The organism is Azospira restricta (assembly GCF_016858125.1).
Classification (GTDB): Bacteria; Pseudomonadota; Gammaproteobacteria; order Burkholderiales; family Rhodocyclaceae; genus Proximibacter; species Proximibacter restrictus.
Genome location: NZ_CP064781.1, coordinates 329,222 through 346,578, shown reverse-complemented (window position 1 = coordinate 346,578; position 17,357 = coordinate 329,222). Strand labels below are relative to the sequence as shown.

The following is a 17,357-nucleotide window of genomic DNA, read 5'->3' as shown; positions in this document are numbered from 1 at the left end:
CGTCTACACATACGAGTTCAAAGGGGGGGATATGAACAAAACCAGTCAATTCAAGACGGTCAGCCGCCATTACGCGGTGCAGACCCTGTTCAACGCGTGCTATGCGGAGACCCTGCAGGTCACCGCCAGCTTCCTCAAGCGCGACAAGCCGGCGTGCGCCTGCCGCCCCGGCGAGGTCGTGCGCGGCCTGCAGGCGCAGGGGCTGCTGCCGGACGCGGCGCTCGGCGCGTTGCGCGACACCTGTACGGACTGCCGGCGCGCGCTCGAGCGCGCCGCACAGGCGTGGGAGGCGGGCGACGCGGAGACGCTGCGCGAATGCCTGGCGGCCTATCGCCAGGCAGCCGGCGCCGTCCGCCTGGAGCTGCGGCGGCTGGCCGGATAGACGCCGAGGCGGCCGGCGTGCGGTGCCGCCGGCCGGGGTGATTGACAGCCGCACGGCGGGGCGATAAATTACTGACCGGTCAGTCAGTAATTTATCGCCTTTTGCCCATCGCCGTGACTTCGCCCGCCCACCCGCCCTTCGCCGCCGACAAGCGACCGCGCTCGCGCCGCAAGGAGGCTCGCCCCTCCGAGCTGACCGCGGCCGCGCTCGACCTCTTCGTCGAGAAGGGCTTTGCCGCCACTCGCCTCGACGACGTCGCCGCCCGCGCCGGCGTTTCCAAGGGCACGCTCTATCTCTATTTCGACAGCAAGGAAGCGCTGTTCAAGGCGGTCGTCGAGGAGGGCATCGTGCCCGCTCTGGCCGCCGCCGAGCAGCGTTTCGCCGGCTACGATGGCACCAGCGCCGAACTGCTGCGCGGCCTGCTGCTCGGCTGGTGGCAGCAGATCGGCGGCACGCGGCTGGGCGGCATTCCCAAGCTGATCATTTCCGAATCGCGCAACTTCCCCGAGATCGCGCAGTACTACCACGACCGCGTCATCTCGCGCGGCCGCTCGCTGCTGCGCGCCGCGCTGCAGCGCGGGATCGCCAGCGGCGAGTTCCGCGCGCTCGACGTCGAATCGGCGATCGACGTGCTCATCGCGCCGCTGCTGATGCTGGTCGTCTGGCGCTATTCGCTGTGCGCCTGCGGCAACGACATCGATCCGCCGCGCTTCCTCGCCACCCATTTCGACATCCTGCTCAACGGCCTGCTCGCCGACGGAAGGAAAGCATGATCGTGCGCCCCGCCATGACCGCCGCCGCGCTGGCGGCCGCCCTGCTCGCCGCCGCCTGCGCCCGCGAGGCGCCCAAGGCGGCGCCGCTGCGTCCGGTGCTGACCGAACGCGTCGGCGTCGCGGCCGCGGCCGCTGCGCCGACCTACGCCGGCGAAGTCCGCTCGCGAGTCGAGCAGGCGCTCGCCTTCCGCATCGCCGGCAAGATCAGCGAACGCCTGGTCGATGCCGGGGCGACGGTCAGGGCCGGGCAGGTGCTGGCCCGCCTCGATCCGGTCGACGCGGCGCTCGCCGCCGACGCCGCCGAGGCGCAACGCCGCCTGGCCGACGCCGACCTGCGTCGCTTCCGCGAGCTGCGCGAAAAGAACTTCGTCAGCCAGGCCGCGCTCGACAGCCGCGAGACGACGCTCAAGGCGTCTGCCGCGCAGGCCGAGCTGGCGCGCAACCAGTCCGCCTATACGGTGCTGCGCGCCGACCAGGACGGCGTCGTCGGCCAGGTGCTGGCGGAAGTCGGGCAGGTCGTCGCCGCCGGCCAGCCGGTGTTCCGCGTCGCCCGGCTGGACGTTCCCGAGGTGGCGATCGCGATCCCGGAGGGGCGTCTGCCCGAGGTGCGCCAGGCGAAGCAGGCCGAAGTCACGCTGTGGGCCGACGCTGCGCGCAGCTATCCGGCGAAACTGCGCGAAGTCGCCGCGGTCGCCGACCCGGCGACGCGCACCTACGCCGCCCGCGTTGCCCTCCTCGAAGCGGACGCGGCGGTCGCCCTCGGCATGAGCGCCAGCGTCCGCTTCAGCGCCGGCACGGCAGCTGAACGCCTCACCATCCCGCAGGCGGCGCTGTTCCAGAAGGACGGCAAGCCGGCGGTGTGGCTGGTCGGCGACGACGCCACCGTCGCGCTGCGCGCGGTCGAGGTCGCCCGCTACACCGACGGTCGCGTCGAACTCGCCGGCGGGCTGGCGCGCGGCGAGCGCATCGTCGTCGCCGGCGTGCACAAGCTCGCCGCCGGCGAGAGGATCCGCGTCGCCGAGCGCGGTGCGGGCACCGCCGTCGCCGATCTCGCCGCCGCCAAATGAGGCACCTCAATCTCTCCGAGTGGGCGCTGCGGCACCGCTCGATGGTGCTCTACCTGATGGTCGTGCTGATGCTCGCCGGCACGCTCAGCTACTTCAAGCTCGGCCGCGCCGAGGACCCCGATTTCACCTTCAAGGCGATGGTCGTGCGCACGCTGTGGCCGGGCGCGACGGCGCAGGAGGTCGAGCAGCAGGTCACCGAGCGGCTGGAAAAGAAGCTGCAGGAGACGCCATGGGTCGACGTCATCCGCTCCAGTTCGCGCGCCGGCGAATCGCTGATCTTCGTCCTGCTGAAGGATTACACGCCGAAGCAGGAAGTGCCGAACGCCTGGTACGAGGTCAGGAAGAAGGTCGGCGACATCCGCCACACCCTGCCCGCCGGCGTGCAGGGGCCGTTCGCCAACGACGAGTTCGGCGACACCTTCGTCAGCATCTTCGCGCTGACCGGCGACGGCTTCGACGACGGCGCGCTGCGCCGCCATGCCGACGAGATCGCGCGCGAGCTGCGCCAGGTCGCCGACGTCAAGAAGGTCGAGCTGATCGGCGTCCAGGACGAGAGGATCTACGTCGAGATCTCGCACGCCAAGCTCGCCGCACAGGGCCTCACGGTCGCGCAGCTGGCCGACGCGCTGGCGCGGCAGAACGCGATGGCGCCGGCCGGCTTCTTCGAGACCGCCAGCGACCGCATCCGGCTGCGCGTCGACGGCGCGCTGGCCAGTGCCGACAGCGTGCGGGCGACGCCGATCGTCGCTAACGGCCGTACCTACCGTCTCGGCGACGTCGCCGAGGTGACGCGCGGCTTCGTCGAGCCGCCGGCGCCACGGATGCGAGCGGCCGGCCGCAACGCGGTCGGCATCGCCGTCGCGATGGCCAAGGGCGGCGACGTGATCCGCCTCGGCGAGCGGCTGAAGGCGGAGATGAAGCGTCTCGAGGCCGACCTGCCGACCGGCATCGACGTGCATGTCGTCGCCGACCAGCCGGAGATCGTGCAGCAGTCGATCAAGCTGTTCGTCTTCTCGCTCGGCGAGGCGATCGCCATCGTGCTCGCCGTCTCCTTCCTCAGCCTCGGCCTGCGCACCGGCACCGTCGTCGCGCTGTCGATCCCGCTGGTGCTGGCGGTGACCTTCCTGCTGATGCTGGTGTTCGGCATTGACCTGCAGCGCATCTCGCTCGGCGCGCTGGTGATCGCGCTCGGCTTGCTGGTCGACGATGCGATCATCGCCGTCGAGATGATGGTGGTGAAGATGGAGCAGGGCTGGGACCGCTTCCGCGCGGCGACCTTCGCCTACACCTCGACCGCCTTCCCGATGCTGACCGGCACGCTGATCACCGCCGCCGGCTTCATGCCGGTCGGCTTCGCCCGCTCGGCGGCCGGCGAATACACCTTCTCGATCTTCGCCGTGGTGACCATCGCGCTGCTCGTGTCGTGGGTCGTCGCCGTGGTGTTCACGCCCTACCTCGGCTACAAGCTGCTCGATCCGAAGAAGCTCGTCGCCAAGGCGCAGCAGCACGGCGAGGACATCTACGAAACGCCGTTCTACCGCCGCTTCCGCGCGCTGGTCGAATGGTGCGTGCGCCGCCGCTGGATCGTCATCGCCGCCACCGCCGGCGCCTTCGCGCTGGCCATCGCCGCCTTCAACGGCGGCGTGCAGAAGCAGTTCTTCCCGGCCTCCAGCCGGCCCGAGCTGCTGGTCGACCTGTGGCTGCCGCAGGGCGCGTCACTGAAGGCGAGCGAGGAGGTGACCAAGAAGGTCGAGCGCCTGCTCCTCGATAATCCCGAGATGGCCAAGTCGGTGCAGGCGGTGGCGTCCTACGTCGGCAACGGCAGCCCGCGCTTCTATCTGCCGCTCGACCTCAAGCTGTTCCACGACAACTTCGCGCAGCTGGTGATCACGACGCACGGCATCGACGCGCGCGAGGACCTGAAGGCGCGGCTGGAGGCGGACTTCGCGCGCGCCGACGGCGAGTGGACGGCAGTGCGCGCGCGCGTGCTGCGCCTGGAGAACGGGCCGCCGGTCGGTTACCCGATCCAGTTCCGCGTCTCCGGCAAGGACATCCCCGAGCTGCGCCGCGCCGCCGCCGAGGTGGCGGCGGTGATGCGCGCCAACCCGCACACCGCCGACGTCAGCTTCGACTGGAACGAGATGGCGAAGAGCGTGCGCCTGGAGATCGACCAGGAGCGTGCGCGCGCGCTCGGCGTCAGCACGCAGGACCTGTCGCAGTCGCTGCAGACGGTGCTGGTCGGCGCCGCGGTGACGCAGCTGCGCGAGGGCGACCAGTCGATCGACGTGGTCATCCGCGCGACGCCGGGCGAGCGCCGGGACCTTGCCGGGCTGGCCGACATCAACGTGCCGACCGCGGGCGGGCGCCACGTGCCGCTGGCGCAGGTGGCGAAGATCCACTACGAGCTGGAGACCGGCCAGATCTGGCGGCGTAACCGGCTGCCGACGGTGACGGTGATGGCCGACATCCGCGACAACATGCAGGCGCCGGTGGTGTCGGCGCAGATCGACCCGCAGCTCGACGCGATCCGCGCCAAGCTGCCGCCCGGCTTCCGCATCGAACTCGGCGGCACCACCGAGGAGTCGGCGAAGGGCGAAAACTCGATCAAGGCGGTGATGCCGATCATGCTGGTCGCCGTCGTCACGCTGCTGATGATGCAGCTGCAGAGCATCGGGCGCACGCTGATGGTGCTGCTCACGGCGCCGCTCGGGTTGATCGGCGTGGCGCTGGCGCTGCTCGTCTTCAACGTGCCCTTCGGCTTCGTCGCCAACCTCGGCGTGATCGCCCTCTCCGGCATGATCATGCGCAACTCGGTGATCCTCGTCGACCAGATCGAGCAGGACGAGAAGGCCGGCAAGCCGACCTGGGAGGCGATCGTCGGCTCGACCGTGCGCCGCTTCCGGCCGATCATGCTGACCGCGGCGGCGGCCATCCTGGCGATGATTCCGCTGACGCGCAGCGTCTTCTGGGGGCCGATGGCGGTGGCGATCATGGGCGGGCTGGTCGTCGCCACGGCGCTGACGCTGCTCTTCCTGCCGGCGCTGTACGCCGCCTGGTACCGGGTGACCCCCGAAACAAGGCGTCCGGCCCGCGAGGTATAATCGCGCTTTCTTTGGACAGACATATTAGCTTCGACTAATATGCATACGCGACGGGGTAAGCGATGAACATGGCGGTCAACATGGATTTCGAACAGGCACGCTTCAACATGATCGAGCAGCAGATCCGACCGTGGGAGGTGCTGGATCCGGAAGTGCTCGGCCTGCTGTCGCAGGTGAAGCGCGAGGAGTTCGTGCCGGAAGGCAGCAAGCTGCTGGCCTTCGCCGACGTCGAGCTGCCGCTGGCCAACGGTTCGACGATGCTCGAGCCGAAGGTCGAGGCCCGGCTGCTGCAGGAAGCCGGCGTCAAGCCGAGCGACAAGGTGCTCGAGATCGGCGCCGGCAGCGGCTACATGGCGGCGCTGCTCGCCGCCCGTGCGGCGTCGGTGACCTCGGTCGAGATCGACGGCGCCCAACTCGAAGTCGCCCGCCAGAACCTGGCGCGCGCCGGCATCGGCAACGTCAACCTGGTCAAGGGTGACGGCGCCCGCGGCTGGCCGAGCGGCGCGCCCTACGACGTGATCGTCGTCTCCGCGTCGCTGCCGGTGCTGCCGGCCGACATGCTGCAGCAGCTGAAAGTCGGCGGCCGCCTGGTGGCGATCGTCGGCGAGGCGCCGGCGATGGAGGCGCAGCTGGTGGTGCGCACCGGCGACGCCACCTTCAACACCGTGAACCTGTTCGAGACCGTGACGGCGCCGCTGAAGAACGCCGTCCAGCGCGAGCAGTTCGTTTTCTAGGCTCCCGGAGACGAATGCGACAGATCTCGGCAAACGAACTCGCGGAATGGCTGGCGGCTGCCGGCCGCAACGAGCGCCCCGGCCCCGTGCTGCTCGACGTGCGCGAACCGTGGGAAGTGGCGATCTGTCGCATCGAGGGTGCGCTCGCGATGCCGATGGGCAGCGTGCCGGCGCGCCAGCAGGAACTCGATCCGGACGCCGAGACGGTGGTCGTCTGCCACCACGGCGTCCGTTCCTACCAGGTTGCTCTCTTCCTCGAGCGCAACGGCTTTGCTTCCGTCCATAACCTCAGCGGCGGCGTCGCGGCCTGGGCCGACGACGTCGATCCGTCGATGCCGCGTTACTGACCAGCGGGTTCCTGTCATGCCCTCGATGAAAAAACTGTCCCTCCTTCTTGCCGCTGCCTGCCTCGCCGGCAGCGCCGGCGCCGCCGACCTGCTGCAGGTCTACCGGCTGGCGCTGGATAACGATCCGCAGTTCCTCGCCGCCCGCCACCAGGCCGACGCTGGTCGCGAAAAGGAGGCGCAGGGGCTGTCCGGCCTGTTGCCGACGCTGGGCGCGTCGGCCAACACGCAGTGGAATGACCTCGAGCGCAAACTGGACAGCTCCGGCGTCACGGCGAAGGCGCAATACAACAGCAATGGCTACACGGTGACGCTGACGCAGCCGCTGTTCCGCTGGCAGAACGTGGTCACCTGGCAGCAGGGCAGGATGCAGGCGGCGCAGGCCGAGGCGCAGTTCGCGCAGGCGAAGCAGGACGTCATCCTGCGCGTCGCGCAGGCCTACTTCGACGTGCTCTACGCCGAGGAGAACCTGCGCGCGCTGCAGGCGCAGAAGAAGGCGATCGCGCAACAGCTGGAGCAGGCGAAGAAGAACTTCGAGGTCGGCACGGCGACCATCGTCGACACGCACGAGGCGCAGTCGCGCTTCGACCTGGCGACGGCGCAGGAGATCGCCGCCGACAGCGACCTGGAGATCAAGCGGCGGGCGCTGGAAGTGGTGGTCGGCCGCGATCCGGGCGCGCTCGCGCAGCTGCGCGACAAGGCCGCGCTCGAACGGCCGCGGCCGGACGTGATGGCGCGCTGGGTCGAGGCCGCCGAGAAGGACGCGATCGCGGTGCAGCTGCAGCAGTTGGCGCTGGAGGTCGCCGCCAAGGAAGTCGAGAAGAGCCGCGCCGGCCATTACCCGACGCTGGATGCCGTCGTCGCGCACGGCAACGCGGCGCAGAGCGCCGCGCTGCCGCTGTCGACCGGTCCCGTGTCGCCGGGTTTCGAGACGCGCTCGAACACCGCCGCGCTGCAGCTGAACATCCCGCTGTTCCAGGGCGGCTTCGTCAACTCGAAGACGCGCGAGGCGGCAGCCAGCCGCGAGGCCGCCCGCCAGCAGCTCGAGGCTGCCCGCCGCAACGCCGCGCAGGCGGCGCGCCAGGCCTATCTCGGCGTCGCCAACGGCACCGCGCAGGTGGCGGCGCTGAAGGCGGCGCTGGTCTCCAGCCAGAGCTCGCTCGAATCGAACCGGCTCGGCTACGAGGTCGGCGTGCGCATCGGCATCGACGTGTTGAACGCCGAGCAGCAGCTCTACGCGACCCGCCGCGACCTGGCCAAGGCCTGGTACGACACGCTGCTGGCGCAGCTGCGGCTGAAATCCGCGGTCGGCACGCTGGAAGAGGCCGATCTGGCCAAGGTCAACGCGCTGCTCGCGCAGTAAGCGTCGCCAGCAGCGCCATCGTCCGCGCGGTCGCGCCCTGGTGGGCGCGGCTGAACGCGATCGCCTGTTCCTTCATTTCCACCCGCTGCTCCGGATGCGTGAGCAGCGCCGTCACCGTTTCCGCCAGTTCGTCGGCGCCGGCGATGCGCCGTGCGGCGCCGCAGGCCACCGCGTCGTCGGCCGCCTGCGCGAAGTTGAAGGTGTGCGGGCCGACGATCACCGGGCAGCCGCAGGCCGCCGCCTCGATCAGGTTCTGCCCGCCGAAGGGCAGCAGCGAGCCGCCGATCAGCGCCAGGTCGGCGGCCGCGTAGTAGCTCGCCATCTCGCCCATGCTGTCGCCCAGCCAGACCTGTGTGCCGGCGTCCGGAATTTCCTCCAGGCTGCGCCGCTTCACCGTGAGGCCGCGGCCGGCGACCAGTGCGGCGACCTCGGCGAAGCGCTGCGGGTGGCGTGGCACGACGATCAGCAGCGCATTCGGCACGGCGGCCCGGACGAAGGCGTCGAGGACCAGCGCCTCCTCGCCGTCGCGCGTCGACGCCGCCAGCCACGCCGGCCGGCCGCCGATCTCGGCGCGCCAGTTGGCGCCGCGGGCGAGCTTCGCCGGGTCCGGGGTCACGTCGAACTTGAGGTTGCCGGTAACCTGCGGCGCGCGCGCGCCGACGCTCGCCAGTCGTTCGGCGTCGTCGGCGGTCTGCGCGGCGACCAGGTCGAGCGCGGCGAAGGCCGGCGCCACCAGCGCGGCGAAGCGCCGGTAGCCGCGCTGCGACTTCGCCGACAGGCGGGCATTCACCAGCGCCAGCGGGATGCCACGGGTCTTTGCCGCGGCGATGACGTTCGGCCACAGTTCGGTTTCCATGAAGATGCCGATCTCCGGCCGGAAACGGTCGAGGAAGCGCGCCGCCGCGTCCGGCAGGTCGTAGGGCAGGTAGGCCTGGGCGACGCGGCCCGGGTGGCGGTCGATGTACATCCGCCCGGTCTCGCGCCCGGTCGGCGTCATGTGCGTGAGCAGCAGCGTGTGCCGCGGGTGGGCGGCGAGCAACGCCTCGATCAGCGGCTCGGCGGCGCGCGTCTCGCCGACCGAGACGGCGTGCAGCCAGAGCAGCGGACCTTGCGGCGCCGCCGGATAGAAGCCGTAGCGCTCGCCGACGTGCCGCCGGTACTCCGGCTGCTTGCGGCCGCGCAGCAGCAGGCGCAGCCAGATCAGCGGCTGCGCCAGGTAGAAGGCGAGCGAGTAGAGCAGGCGCGCCATCAGCCGGAGAGCGCCTCGTCGGCAGTGGCGAGCACCTCGCCGACCGCCGGCGGCCGGCCGGCGCCGCCGAGGTTGCGGGCGAAGCCGGCGCCGGCGACGCCGGTCAGCGCCGGCTCGGTGGCGGTGTAGAGGGCGACGGTCGGCACCTGCAGCGCCGCGGCGAGGTGGGCGAGGCCGGTGTCGACGCCGACTGCCAGCCGCGCGCGGCCGAGGACGCCGGCGAGTTCGCGGATCGACAGCGGCGGCGCGGCGACGGCGCCGGGAATCGCCGCCGCGATGCGCGCCGCGCGTTCCCGCTCGACCGCGTTGCCGGCCGGCAAAATGGGGGACAGACCCCGTTTTTCCAGCGCCCGGCCGAGCGCGATCCAGTCGGCTTCCGGCCACAGCTTGTCGTCGCGGCTGGTGGCGGTGAGCAGCACCGCGAGCGGCGTCTCCGGCAGCCAGGCGGCGGCGAAGGCCGGCGCGGCGATGCCGTAGTCGAGCGCCGGCGGCGGCGCATAGCCGAAGGCGGCGGCGGCCAGCCGGCGGTTGCGCTCGACCGCGTGCAGCTCGCGCGGCACGGCGAAGGTCTGGTCGTAGAAGCGGGCGGCGAGCGGCTCGCGCGCCGAGTTGCGGTCGTGGCCGAGGCGGCGGCCGGCGGCCAGCGTCGCGATCAGCGCGCTCTTCAGCAGGCCCTGCGTGTCGAGCACCGCGTCGTAGCCGCCGCCGGCGAGGCGGCGGCGCAGCGCGCCGATCTCGCGCCAGGTCGCGCCCGAGAAAAGCCGCTTGCGCCAGCGGCGGACGGCGACCGGGATCGTCTCACGGACCGCCGGCGACAGGCGCGGGATGTCAGCGAACGACTCCTCGACGCACCAGTCGATCTCGATGCCGGGGATCTGCCGGGCGAGGTCGGCGGCGACCGGCAGGTTGTGGATGACGTCGCCGAGCGAGGAGGTTTTGACCAGCAGGATGCGCATCGCAGGTAAAATAAGGCCCTTTGCCCCGGCAAAGGCCGCATTATAAGGGATCGCCCGCATGCAGCGCCCCGCTTCCCCGTCGTCGTCCCCCGTCCGTCACGCCGTTCGCGGCGCGGCGGCGCCCGCTCGCGCGGAGGCGACGCGATGAAGGTGCTGGTCACCGGCGGCGCCGGCTACATCGGCTCGCATGCCTGCGTCGAACTGCTGGCGGCGGGCTGCGAGGTGCTCGTCCTCGACAACCTGTGCAATTCGAAAATGGAGGCGCTCTCCCGCGTTGCCTGCATCGCCGACCGCGCGCCGGAGTTCGTGTGCGGCGACGTGCGCGACGGCGATGCGCTCTCCCGGCTGTTCGCCGCGCACTGCATCGACGCGGTGATCCACTTCGCCGGGCTGAAGGCGGTCGGCGAGTCGGTCGAGCAACCGCTCGCCTACTACGACAACAACGTGCACGGCAGCCTCGCGCTGCTGCGGGCGATGGATGAAGCCGGCGTGCGCACGCTGGTCTTCAGCTCGTCGGCGACGGTCTACGGCGATCCGGCATCGGTGCCGATCCGAGAGGATTTCCCGCTGTCGGCGACCAATCCCTACGGGCGCAGCAAGCTGATGGTCGAGGACATCCTGCGCGACCTGGCGCGCGCCGACGCACGCTGGCGGCTGGCGATCCTGCGCTACTTCAACCCGGTCGGCGCACACGAATCGGGGCTGATCGGCGAGGATCCGGCCGGCATCCCGAACAACCTGATGCCTTTCGTCAGCCAGGTCGCGGCTGGCAGACGGCCGGAACTGGCGGTGTTCGGCGACGACTACCCGACGCCGGACGGCACCGGTGTGCGCGACTACATCCACGTCGTCGACCTCGCGCGCGGGCACCTGAAGGCGCTCGACGCGCTGCGGCAGCGCCCCGGCGTGCTCACCGCCAACCTCGGCACCGGCCGCGGCTACTCGGTGCTGGAAGTGGTCGCCGCCTTCGCCCGCGCCAGCGGCCGCGCGATCCCGTACCGCATCGCGCCACGCCGTGCCGGCGACGTCGCCGCCTGCTACGCCGATCCGGCATATGCGGCCGAGGTGCTCGGCTGGCGCGCCGAGTTCGATCTCGATCGGATGTGTGCCGACGCCTGGCGCTGGCAATCGATGAACCCCGACGGCTACGGCGTGGCGGACTGATGTGCGGGATATAGGAGTGACCGCAAAGTTTTCTAGGTGGCTGTTTTTGGCAGTTGATTTGAGGTGACAACAATGAAAATCACGGTAGTGGGTACTGGCTATGTCGGATTGGTGAGCGGCGCATGTTTGGCCGATGTCGGCAATGACGTGCTGTGCATCGATGTCGACGCGAAAAAAATTCGTTTGCTGCAGGAAGGCGGTATGCCGATCTACGAGCCCGGGCTGAAGGAAATCGTTCGCCGCAATGTCGCAGCAGGGCGTCTGCGGTTCACCACTGACATCCAGGCGTCGGTCGAGCATGGAACGATTCAGTTCATCGCGGTCGGCACTCCACCTGATGAAGATGGGTCAGCAGATTTGCAGTATGTGCTTGAAGCTGCGCGCAATATCGGCCGGTATACGAGCGGCTACCGGGTTGTTGTCGACAAATCGACCGTGCCGGTTGGGACTGGCGACAAAGTGCGTTCCGTAATCGCGGAAGAACTGGTGAAGCGGGGCGAGAAGCACGAGTTCAGCATCGTGTCGAATCCGGAATTCCTCAAGGAAGGAGCTGCCGTCGGTGATTTCATGCGGCCGGACCGCATCGTCGTCGGCGCCGAAGACGATCGTGCGATCGAACTGATGCGGACGCTGTACGCACCGTTTCAGCGCAACCATGAACGAATGATCGTCATGGACGTCCGCTCGGCAGAGCTGACCAAGTATGCCGCGAACGCGATGCTGGCGACGCGCATCAGCTTCATGAACGAATTGGCCAACCTGGCCGAAAGGCTAGGGGCGGATATCGAGCACGTCAGACAGGGGATCGGGGCCGATCCGAGAATCGGGTATCACTTCCTCTACGCTGGCTGCGGCTATGGCGGTTCGTGCTTTCCGAAGGACGTGCAGGCGCTCCGGCAAACAGCGCGTGTCGACGGCGGGATCGAGATGAAAGTGCTGAACGCGGTGGTGGCGGCGAACGATGCGCAAAAGCGCGTGCTGTTTGCAAAAACCGTGGCTCGCTTCGGCCACGATTTGAACACTCGCCGGTTCGCGGTGTGGGGGCTGGCGTTCAAGCCGAATACCGATGACATGCGCGAAGCGCCCAGTCGCTATTTGATTGCCGACTTGCTCGGCGCCGGCGCTGAAGTCGTTGCCTATGATCCAGTGGCGATGGCCGAAGCACGGCGCGTCTTCGGCGATCACGCGGCGCTTCGTTATGCTTCGACACCGCTGTCCGCTTTGGAGGGGGCGGATGCTCTGATCATTGTGACCGAGTGGAAAGAGTTTCAGTCGCCCGATTTTTCGGCAATCCGTGATCGGCTCAGAACGCCCGTACTCATTGACGGGCGCAATCTTTATGATCCGGAAGTCGTTCGTGCTTCCGGTCTCGATTACATTGCCATTGGGCGTGGGGGCTCTGCTTGAAGAAGAATCTGCTTGTTCCCGCGGCTGCACTTTGCTTCGCATATGGCAGCTAGCGTAGCTTGAATCCATGCCGAGGGCTAGGGCAGATGCCCCGAAAACTTGCAATCAGCGACACGCCGCTGGTTCTATCTTTGATCGCCAGAGCGCGCTGATTGGCAACCGATATAGCGGTAATTGTGAAATATGCGGTGCGCAATCAGATTCGGCGGCATCCAGGGAGATACCATGACCATCCTCGTCACCGGCGGCGCCGGCTTCATCGGCGCCAACTTCGTTCTCGACTGGCTGGCCCAGTCGGACGAACCCGTCGTCAATCTCGACAAACTGACCTACGCCGGCAACCTCGAGAACCTCAAGGCGCTGCAGGGCGATGCGCGCCACTTCTTCGTCCGCGGCGACATCGGCGACCGCGAGCTGGTCGCCGCGCTGCTCGCGCAGCACCGGCCGCGCGCGGTGATCAGCTTCGCCGCCGAGAGCCACGTCGACCGCTCGATCCACGGGCCGGGCGAGTTCATCCAGACCAACATCGTCGGCACCTTCCATCTGCTCGAGTGCGTGTGCGCCCACTACGCGGCGCTCGCCGACGCCGAGCGGCAGGCCTTCCGCTTCCTGCACGTGTCGACCGACGAGGTATACGGCTCGCTGGCGGCGAACGATCCGCCCTTCACCGAAAGCAACCCGTACCAGCCGAACAGCCCGTACTCGGCGTCGAAGGCCGCCTCCGACCACCTTGTCCGCGCCTACCACCACACTTATGGCCTGCCGGTGCTGACGACCAACTGCTCGAACAACTACGGCCCCTACCAGTTCCCGGAGAAGCTGATCCCGCTGATGATCCACAACGCGTTGGCCGGCAAGCCGCTGCCGATCTACGGCGACGGCCAGCAGATCCGCGACTGGCTATACGTCGGCGACCACTGCGCGGCGATCCGCCGCGTGCTCAAAGCCGGCAAGCTCGGCGAGGTGTACAACATTGGCGGCTGGAACGAGATGCCGAACTTGACGATCGTACATACGCTGTGCGACCTGCTCGACGCGGCGCGGCCGAAGGCGGCCGGTTCGTATCGCGACCAGATCGCCTACGTCACCGACCGTCCCGGCCACGACCGTCGTTACGCGATCGACGCACGGAAAATTGCGCGCGAGCTCGGCTGGCGGCCGGCCGAAACCTTCGCCACCGGAATCAAGAAGACCGTGCAGTGGTATCTCGAGAACGCCGGCTGGGTCGCCGACGTCACCTCCGGTGCCTACCGGCAATGGACCGAACAGAACTACGGGAAGCGCGCATGACCCCGATCCTGCTCTTCGGCTGCGACGGCCAGGTCGGCTGGCAGCTGCAGCGCTCGCTGTCGCCGCTGGGCGCCGTCACCGCGGTCGACCGCGCGCAGTGCGACCTCGCCGACCCGGCGGCGATCCGCGCGGCGATCGCCGCGGTGAAGCCGCGCATCATCGTCAACGCCGCCGCCTACACCGCGGTCGACCGCGCCGAGGGCGAGCCGGCGCTGGCGCAGGCGATCAACGCCACGGCGCCGACGGTGATGGCCGAGGCGGCGAAGCTGCTCGGTTCGCTGCTCGTGCATTATTCGACCGACTACGTGTTCGACGGCAGCAAGGCGACGCCCTACGTCGAGAGCGACCCGACCTGCCCGCTCTCGGTCTACGGCGCAACCAAGCGCGACGGCGAAGCGGCCATTCTTGCCGTCGGCGGCCGCGCGTTGATCTACCGTACCAGCTGGGTGTTCGGCGCGCGCGGCCACAACTTCGTGAAGACGATCCTGCGCCTTGCCGGCGAAGGCAGGCCGCTGCGCATTGTCGACGATCAGGTCGGGGCGCCGACACCGGCGGCGCTGATTTCCGACGTCACCGGGCAAGTGCTGGCGGCGTCCCGCCGCGGCACCCTGATCGAGGACGCTCGCCTCTATCATCTGACGGCGGCCGATCCGGTCAGCTGGTGCGGCTTCGCCCGCGAGATCCTCCGATTGGCGGCCGCCACGCCCGGCTTCGACGGGGTGCCTGCCCCAGAATCGGTGACGGCGATCGCTACTGCTGATTACCCAACGCCGGCGCGCCGGCCGGCGAACTCGCGGCTGGATTGCGGCAGGCTCGAGCGCGATTTCGACCTCGAACTGCCCGACTGGCGGCCGTTCCTTTCCCGCATGTTGCAGCTGCTTTCACTGAAGAGGGCGAATGGATACTGAGCAAGGTCGTCTGCGGAATCGTGCCCGGAAGGAAGTGGAGGGGGGGCAATGATCGTCCAGCCCGTCATCCTTTGCGGAGGCTCGGGAACACGTTTGTGGCCCTTGTCTCGCGAGCAGTATCCGAAGCAATTGCTCCGCCTTTGCGGCGATCATTCGATGCTGCAGGCGACGGCCTTGCGCCTCAACAATCTGCCGCTGACCGATGGTGCGCGGCTGGTGCCGCCGATCCTTGTCGGCAATGAGGAATACCGTTTCCTGATGGCGCAGCAACTGCAGGCCGTGGGCGTCCGCCATGCGCCGCTCATTCTCGAGCCCTGTGGCCGAAATACTGCGCCGGCGGTGACGCTGGCGGCCATGCATGCGCTTGGCGAAGGCGACGACCCGGTGCTGGTGGTGATGCCGGCGGACCACGTGATCCAGGATGTCGATGCGTTCCTCGGTGCAGTTGCGGAAGGCGTTCGTCTGGCAGCGGGTGGCCGCCTGGTGACGCTCGGCGTGCGCGCGACTTCGCCGGAGACCGGCTATGGCTACATCCAGGTTGGCGAGGCGCTCGCGGAAGGCGCGGGATTCGCTGTCGCAAAGTTCGTCGAGAAACCGGATGCACTGACGGCTGCGGCCTATCTCCAGGATGGCGGATATCTCTGGAACGCCGGCATCTTCGTTTTCAAGGCCTCGGTCTGGCTGGAAAATATCCGGCTTTGCCGTCCCGATATCGCGGAGGCGGTCGAGGTGGCCTATGCGGGCCGACTGCTTGATGTCGACTTCATGCGTCCGGCCAAGGCGGATTTTGAGCGCAGCCCGAGCGATTCGATCGACTACGCGGTTCTTGAGCGTCTGGCCGGCAGCGGTGAGGATTCGGGAGCGGTGGCCGTCGTTCCGCTGAACGCGCGCTGGTCAGACCTCGGTGCATGGAGTGCGCTCTGGGAGATCGGCGAGAAGGACGGCCAGCACAACGTGTTGATGGGCGACGTCCTGGCAGTCGATACGCACGATACGCTGGCCGTATCCGAAGGGCGGCTGGTGGCCTGCGTCGGGCTGGAAGGCATGGTGGTGGTAGAAACTCCCGACGCCGTCCTGGTTGCGGACAAGGCGAAAATCCAGTCGGTGAAGGAACTGGTCGCTCTGCTGAAGGGCTCACAACGCAGCGAAACGCAGTCGCACCGCAAGGTCTATCGTCCCTGGGGTTGGTACGACAGCGTCGACCGTGGCCAGCGCTTCCAGGTCAAGCACATTGTCGTCGCCCCGGGGGCGGCGCTCAGTCTGCAGATGCATCACCACCGGGCCGAGCACTGGGTGGTGGTGTCCGGGACAGCGCGGGTGACGAGGGGCGAGGAGGTGCTGATGGTGACCGAGAACCAGTCGACCTATATCCCGCTCGGCACCGTCCACCGGCTGGAGAACCCCGGCAAGGTGCCGCTGGAGATCATCGAGATCCAGTCGGGCAGTTACCTCGGTGAGGACGACATCGTCCGCTTCAACGACAACTACGGGAGGTCGGGTACATGACGAAGACAGCGCTGATTACCGGTGTCACCGGACAGGACGGAGCCTATCTGGCCGAATTCCTGCTGAAAAAGGGCTACGTCGTTCATGGCATCAAGCGGCGGGCGTCGCTGTTCAACACCGATCGCGTCGACCATCTGTACCAAGATCCGCATGTCTCGAACCGCAACTTCGTGCTGCATTACGGCGATCTGACCGACTCGACCAATCTCATCCGCATCATCCAGCAGGTGCAGCCGGATGAGATCTATAACCTGGCGGCGATGAGCCACGTCGCCGTCAGCTTCGAAACGCCGGAATACACGGCCAACGCCGACGGCATCGGCACCCTGCGGCTGCTCGAGGCGATCCGCATCCTCGGCCTGGAGAAGAAGACGCGCTTCTATCAGGCCTCGACCTCCGAACTCTACGGCCTCGTGCAGGAAACACCGCAGAAGGAAACGACGCCCTTCTATCCGCGCAGCCCGTACGCGGTGGCCAAACTCTATGGCTACTGGATCACGGTCAACTACCGCGAGGCTTACGGCATGTATGCCTGCAACGGCATCCTGTTTAACCATGAGAGCCCGATTCGCGGCGAGACCTTCGTCACGCGCAAGATTACGCGGGCCGTGGCACGCATGGCGCTCGGCCTGCAGGAATGCCTCTACCTCGGCAACCTGTCGGCGCTGCGCGACTGGGGGCATGCGCGCGATTACGTCGAGATGCAGTGGCTGATGCTGCAACAGGAAAAGCCCGACGACTTCGTGATTGCCACCGGCGTGCAGTACAGCGTGCGCCAGTTCGTCGAGTTCGCTGCTGCCGAACTGGGGATCGAGTTGCGCTGGGAAGGCGAGGGGCAGAACGAAGCCGGCATCGTTGCGGCCGTTCTGGACAAGGACGTGCGGGTGAAGGTCGGCGATACGATCGTCCGCGTCGATCCTCGTTACTTCCGCCCGACCGAGGTCGAGACCCTGCTCGGCGATCCGGGCAAGGCCAAGGAGAAGCTCGGCTGGTCGCCGAAAACCTCGCTGCAGGAACTGGTACGGGAAATGGTCCAGGCCGATTACTCGGCTGCGAAGCGCGACGCGCTGGTCAAGATGGCCGGTTTCCAAGCCTACGACTACCACGAATAGC

The 17,357-nt window shown here is 68.2% G+C and carries 15 protein-coding genes; 13 read left to right on the top strand and 2 right to left on the bottom strand.

All coding sequences use genetic code 11. The annotated features are described in order from the left end of the window. Positions 1-31 precede the first annotated feature (31 nt). The 7 genes from IWH25_RS01640 (at position 32) to IWH25_RS01610 (ending at position 7,764) form a co-directional block, all read left to right on the top strand. Positions 32-382 carry a hypothetical protein gene (locus tag IWH25_RS01640; protein WP_203387622.1) on the top strand — a complete coding sequence of 117 codons (351 nt, stop codon included), beginning with the start codon at positions 32-34 and terminating at the stop codon, positions 380-382. A 113-nt stretch (positions 383-495) separates the two neighbouring features. Next, entirely contained in the window at positions 496-1,155 is a 660-nt protein-coding gene (locus tag IWH25_RS01635; protein WP_203387621.1) for a TetR/AcrR family transcriptional regulator, read from the top strand. Then, on the top strand, positions 1,152-2,222 hold the full coding sequence (locus IWH25_RS01630) for an efflux RND transporter periplasmic adaptor subunit (protein WP_203387620.1): 1,071 nt from the start codon (positions 1,152-1,154) through the stop codon (positions 2,220-2,222). The genes IWH25_RS01635 and IWH25_RS01630 overlap by 4 nt, the downstream gene beginning before the upstream one ends. After that, positions 2,219-5,323 (top strand): efflux RND transporter permease subunit, encoded by a 3,105-nt coding sequence (locus IWH25_RS01625; protein ID WP_203387619.1) that lies wholly within the window; start codon positions 2,219-2,221, stop codon positions 5,321-5,323. Before IWH25_RS01630 ends, IWH25_RS01625 begins: the two co-directional genes overlap by 4 nt. A gap of 80 nt (positions 5,324-5,403) precedes the next feature. Next, positions 5,404-6,057, top strand: a complete 654-nt coding sequence (locus tag IWH25_RS01620) for a protein-L-isoaspartate O-methyltransferase family protein (protein ID WP_203389123.1) — start codon at positions 5,404-5,406, stop codon at positions 6,055-6,057. 14 nt (positions 6,058-6,071) lie between these two features. After that, the gene (locus IWH25_RS01615; protein ID WP_203387618.1) at positions 6,072-6,404 is read left to right on the top strand and encodes a rhodanese-like domain-containing protein; all 333 of its coding nucleotides are present in this window, start codon (positions 6,072-6,074) and stop codon (positions 6,402-6,404) included. 25 nt (positions 6,405-6,429) lie between these two features. After that, positions 6,430-7,764: a TolC family outer membrane protein gene (locus IWH25_RS01610; RefSeq protein ID WP_203387617.1), complete on the top strand. Its 1,335-nt coding sequence runs from the start codon at positions 6,430-6,432 to the stop codon at positions 7,762-7,764. On the opposite strand, the gene waaA is transcribed toward IWH25_RS01610, so the two are convergent. Then, positions 7,742-9,016 carry a lipid IV(A) 3-deoxy-D-manno-octulosonic acid transferase gene (waaA, locus tag IWH25_RS01605; RefSeq protein ID WP_203389122.1) on the bottom strand — a complete coding sequence of 425 codons (1,275 nt, stop codon included), beginning with the start codon at positions 9,014-9,016 and terminating at the stop codon, positions 7,742-7,744. The two genes, IWH25_RS01610 and waaA, sit on opposite strands and share 23 nt — an antisense overlap. After that, complete coding sequence (gene waaC / locus IWH25_RS01600; protein WP_203387616.1) at positions 9,013-9,969, bottom strand: lipopolysaccharide heptosyltransferase I; 957 nt, start codon at positions 9,967-9,969, stop codon at positions 9,013-9,015. The genes waaA and waaC overlap by 4 nt, the downstream gene beginning before the upstream one ends. 144 nt (positions 9,970-10,113) lie before the next feature. Between waaC and galE the strand changes: the two genes are divergently transcribed. The 6 genes from galE to gmd all read left to right on the top strand — a co-directional run bounded on the left by galE (position 10,114) and on the right by gmd (position 17,356). Next, positions 10,114-11,133, top strand: coding sequence for a UDP-glucose 4-epimerase GalE (galE, locus tag IWH25_RS01595; protein WP_203387615.1), 1,020 nt, complete (start codon positions 10,114-10,116; stop codon positions 11,131-11,133). A 72-nt stretch (positions 11,134-11,205) separates the two neighbouring features. Next, positions 11,206-12,540, top strand: coding sequence for a UDP-glucose dehydrogenase family protein (locus IWH25_RS01590; protein WP_203387614.1), 1,335 nt, complete (start codon positions 11,206-11,208; stop codon positions 12,538-12,540). Positions 12,541-12,765: 225 nt separating this feature from the next. Beyond that, positions 12,766-13,830 (top strand): dTDP-glucose 4,6-dehydratase, encoded by a 1,065-nt coding sequence (gene rfbB / locus IWH25_RS01585; protein WP_203387613.1) that lies wholly within the window; start codon positions 12,766-12,768, stop codon positions 13,828-13,830. Next, positions 13,827-14,738 (top strand): dTDP-4-dehydrorhamnose reductase, encoded by a 912-nt coding sequence (gene rfbD / locus IWH25_RS01580; RefSeq protein WP_203387612.1) that lies wholly within the window; start codon positions 13,827-13,829, stop codon positions 14,736-14,738. Before rfbB ends, rfbD begins: the two co-directional genes overlap by 4 nt. 48 nt (positions 14,739-14,786) lie before the next feature. Then, positions 14,787-16,244, top strand: a complete 1,458-nt coding sequence (locus tag IWH25_RS01575) for a mannose-1-phosphate guanylyltransferase/mannose-6-phosphate isomerase (RefSeq protein ID WP_203387611.1) — start codon at positions 14,787-14,789, stop codon at positions 16,242-16,244. Beyond that, the gene (gmd, locus tag IWH25_RS01570) at positions 16,241-17,356 is read left to right on the top strand and encodes a GDP-mannose 4,6-dehydratase (RefSeq protein ID WP_203387610.1); all 1,116 of its coding nucleotides are present in this window, start codon (positions 16,241-16,243) and stop codon (positions 17,354-17,356) included. Before IWH25_RS01575 ends, gmd begins: the two co-directional genes overlap by 4 nt. Position 17,357: the final 1 nt, after the last annotated feature.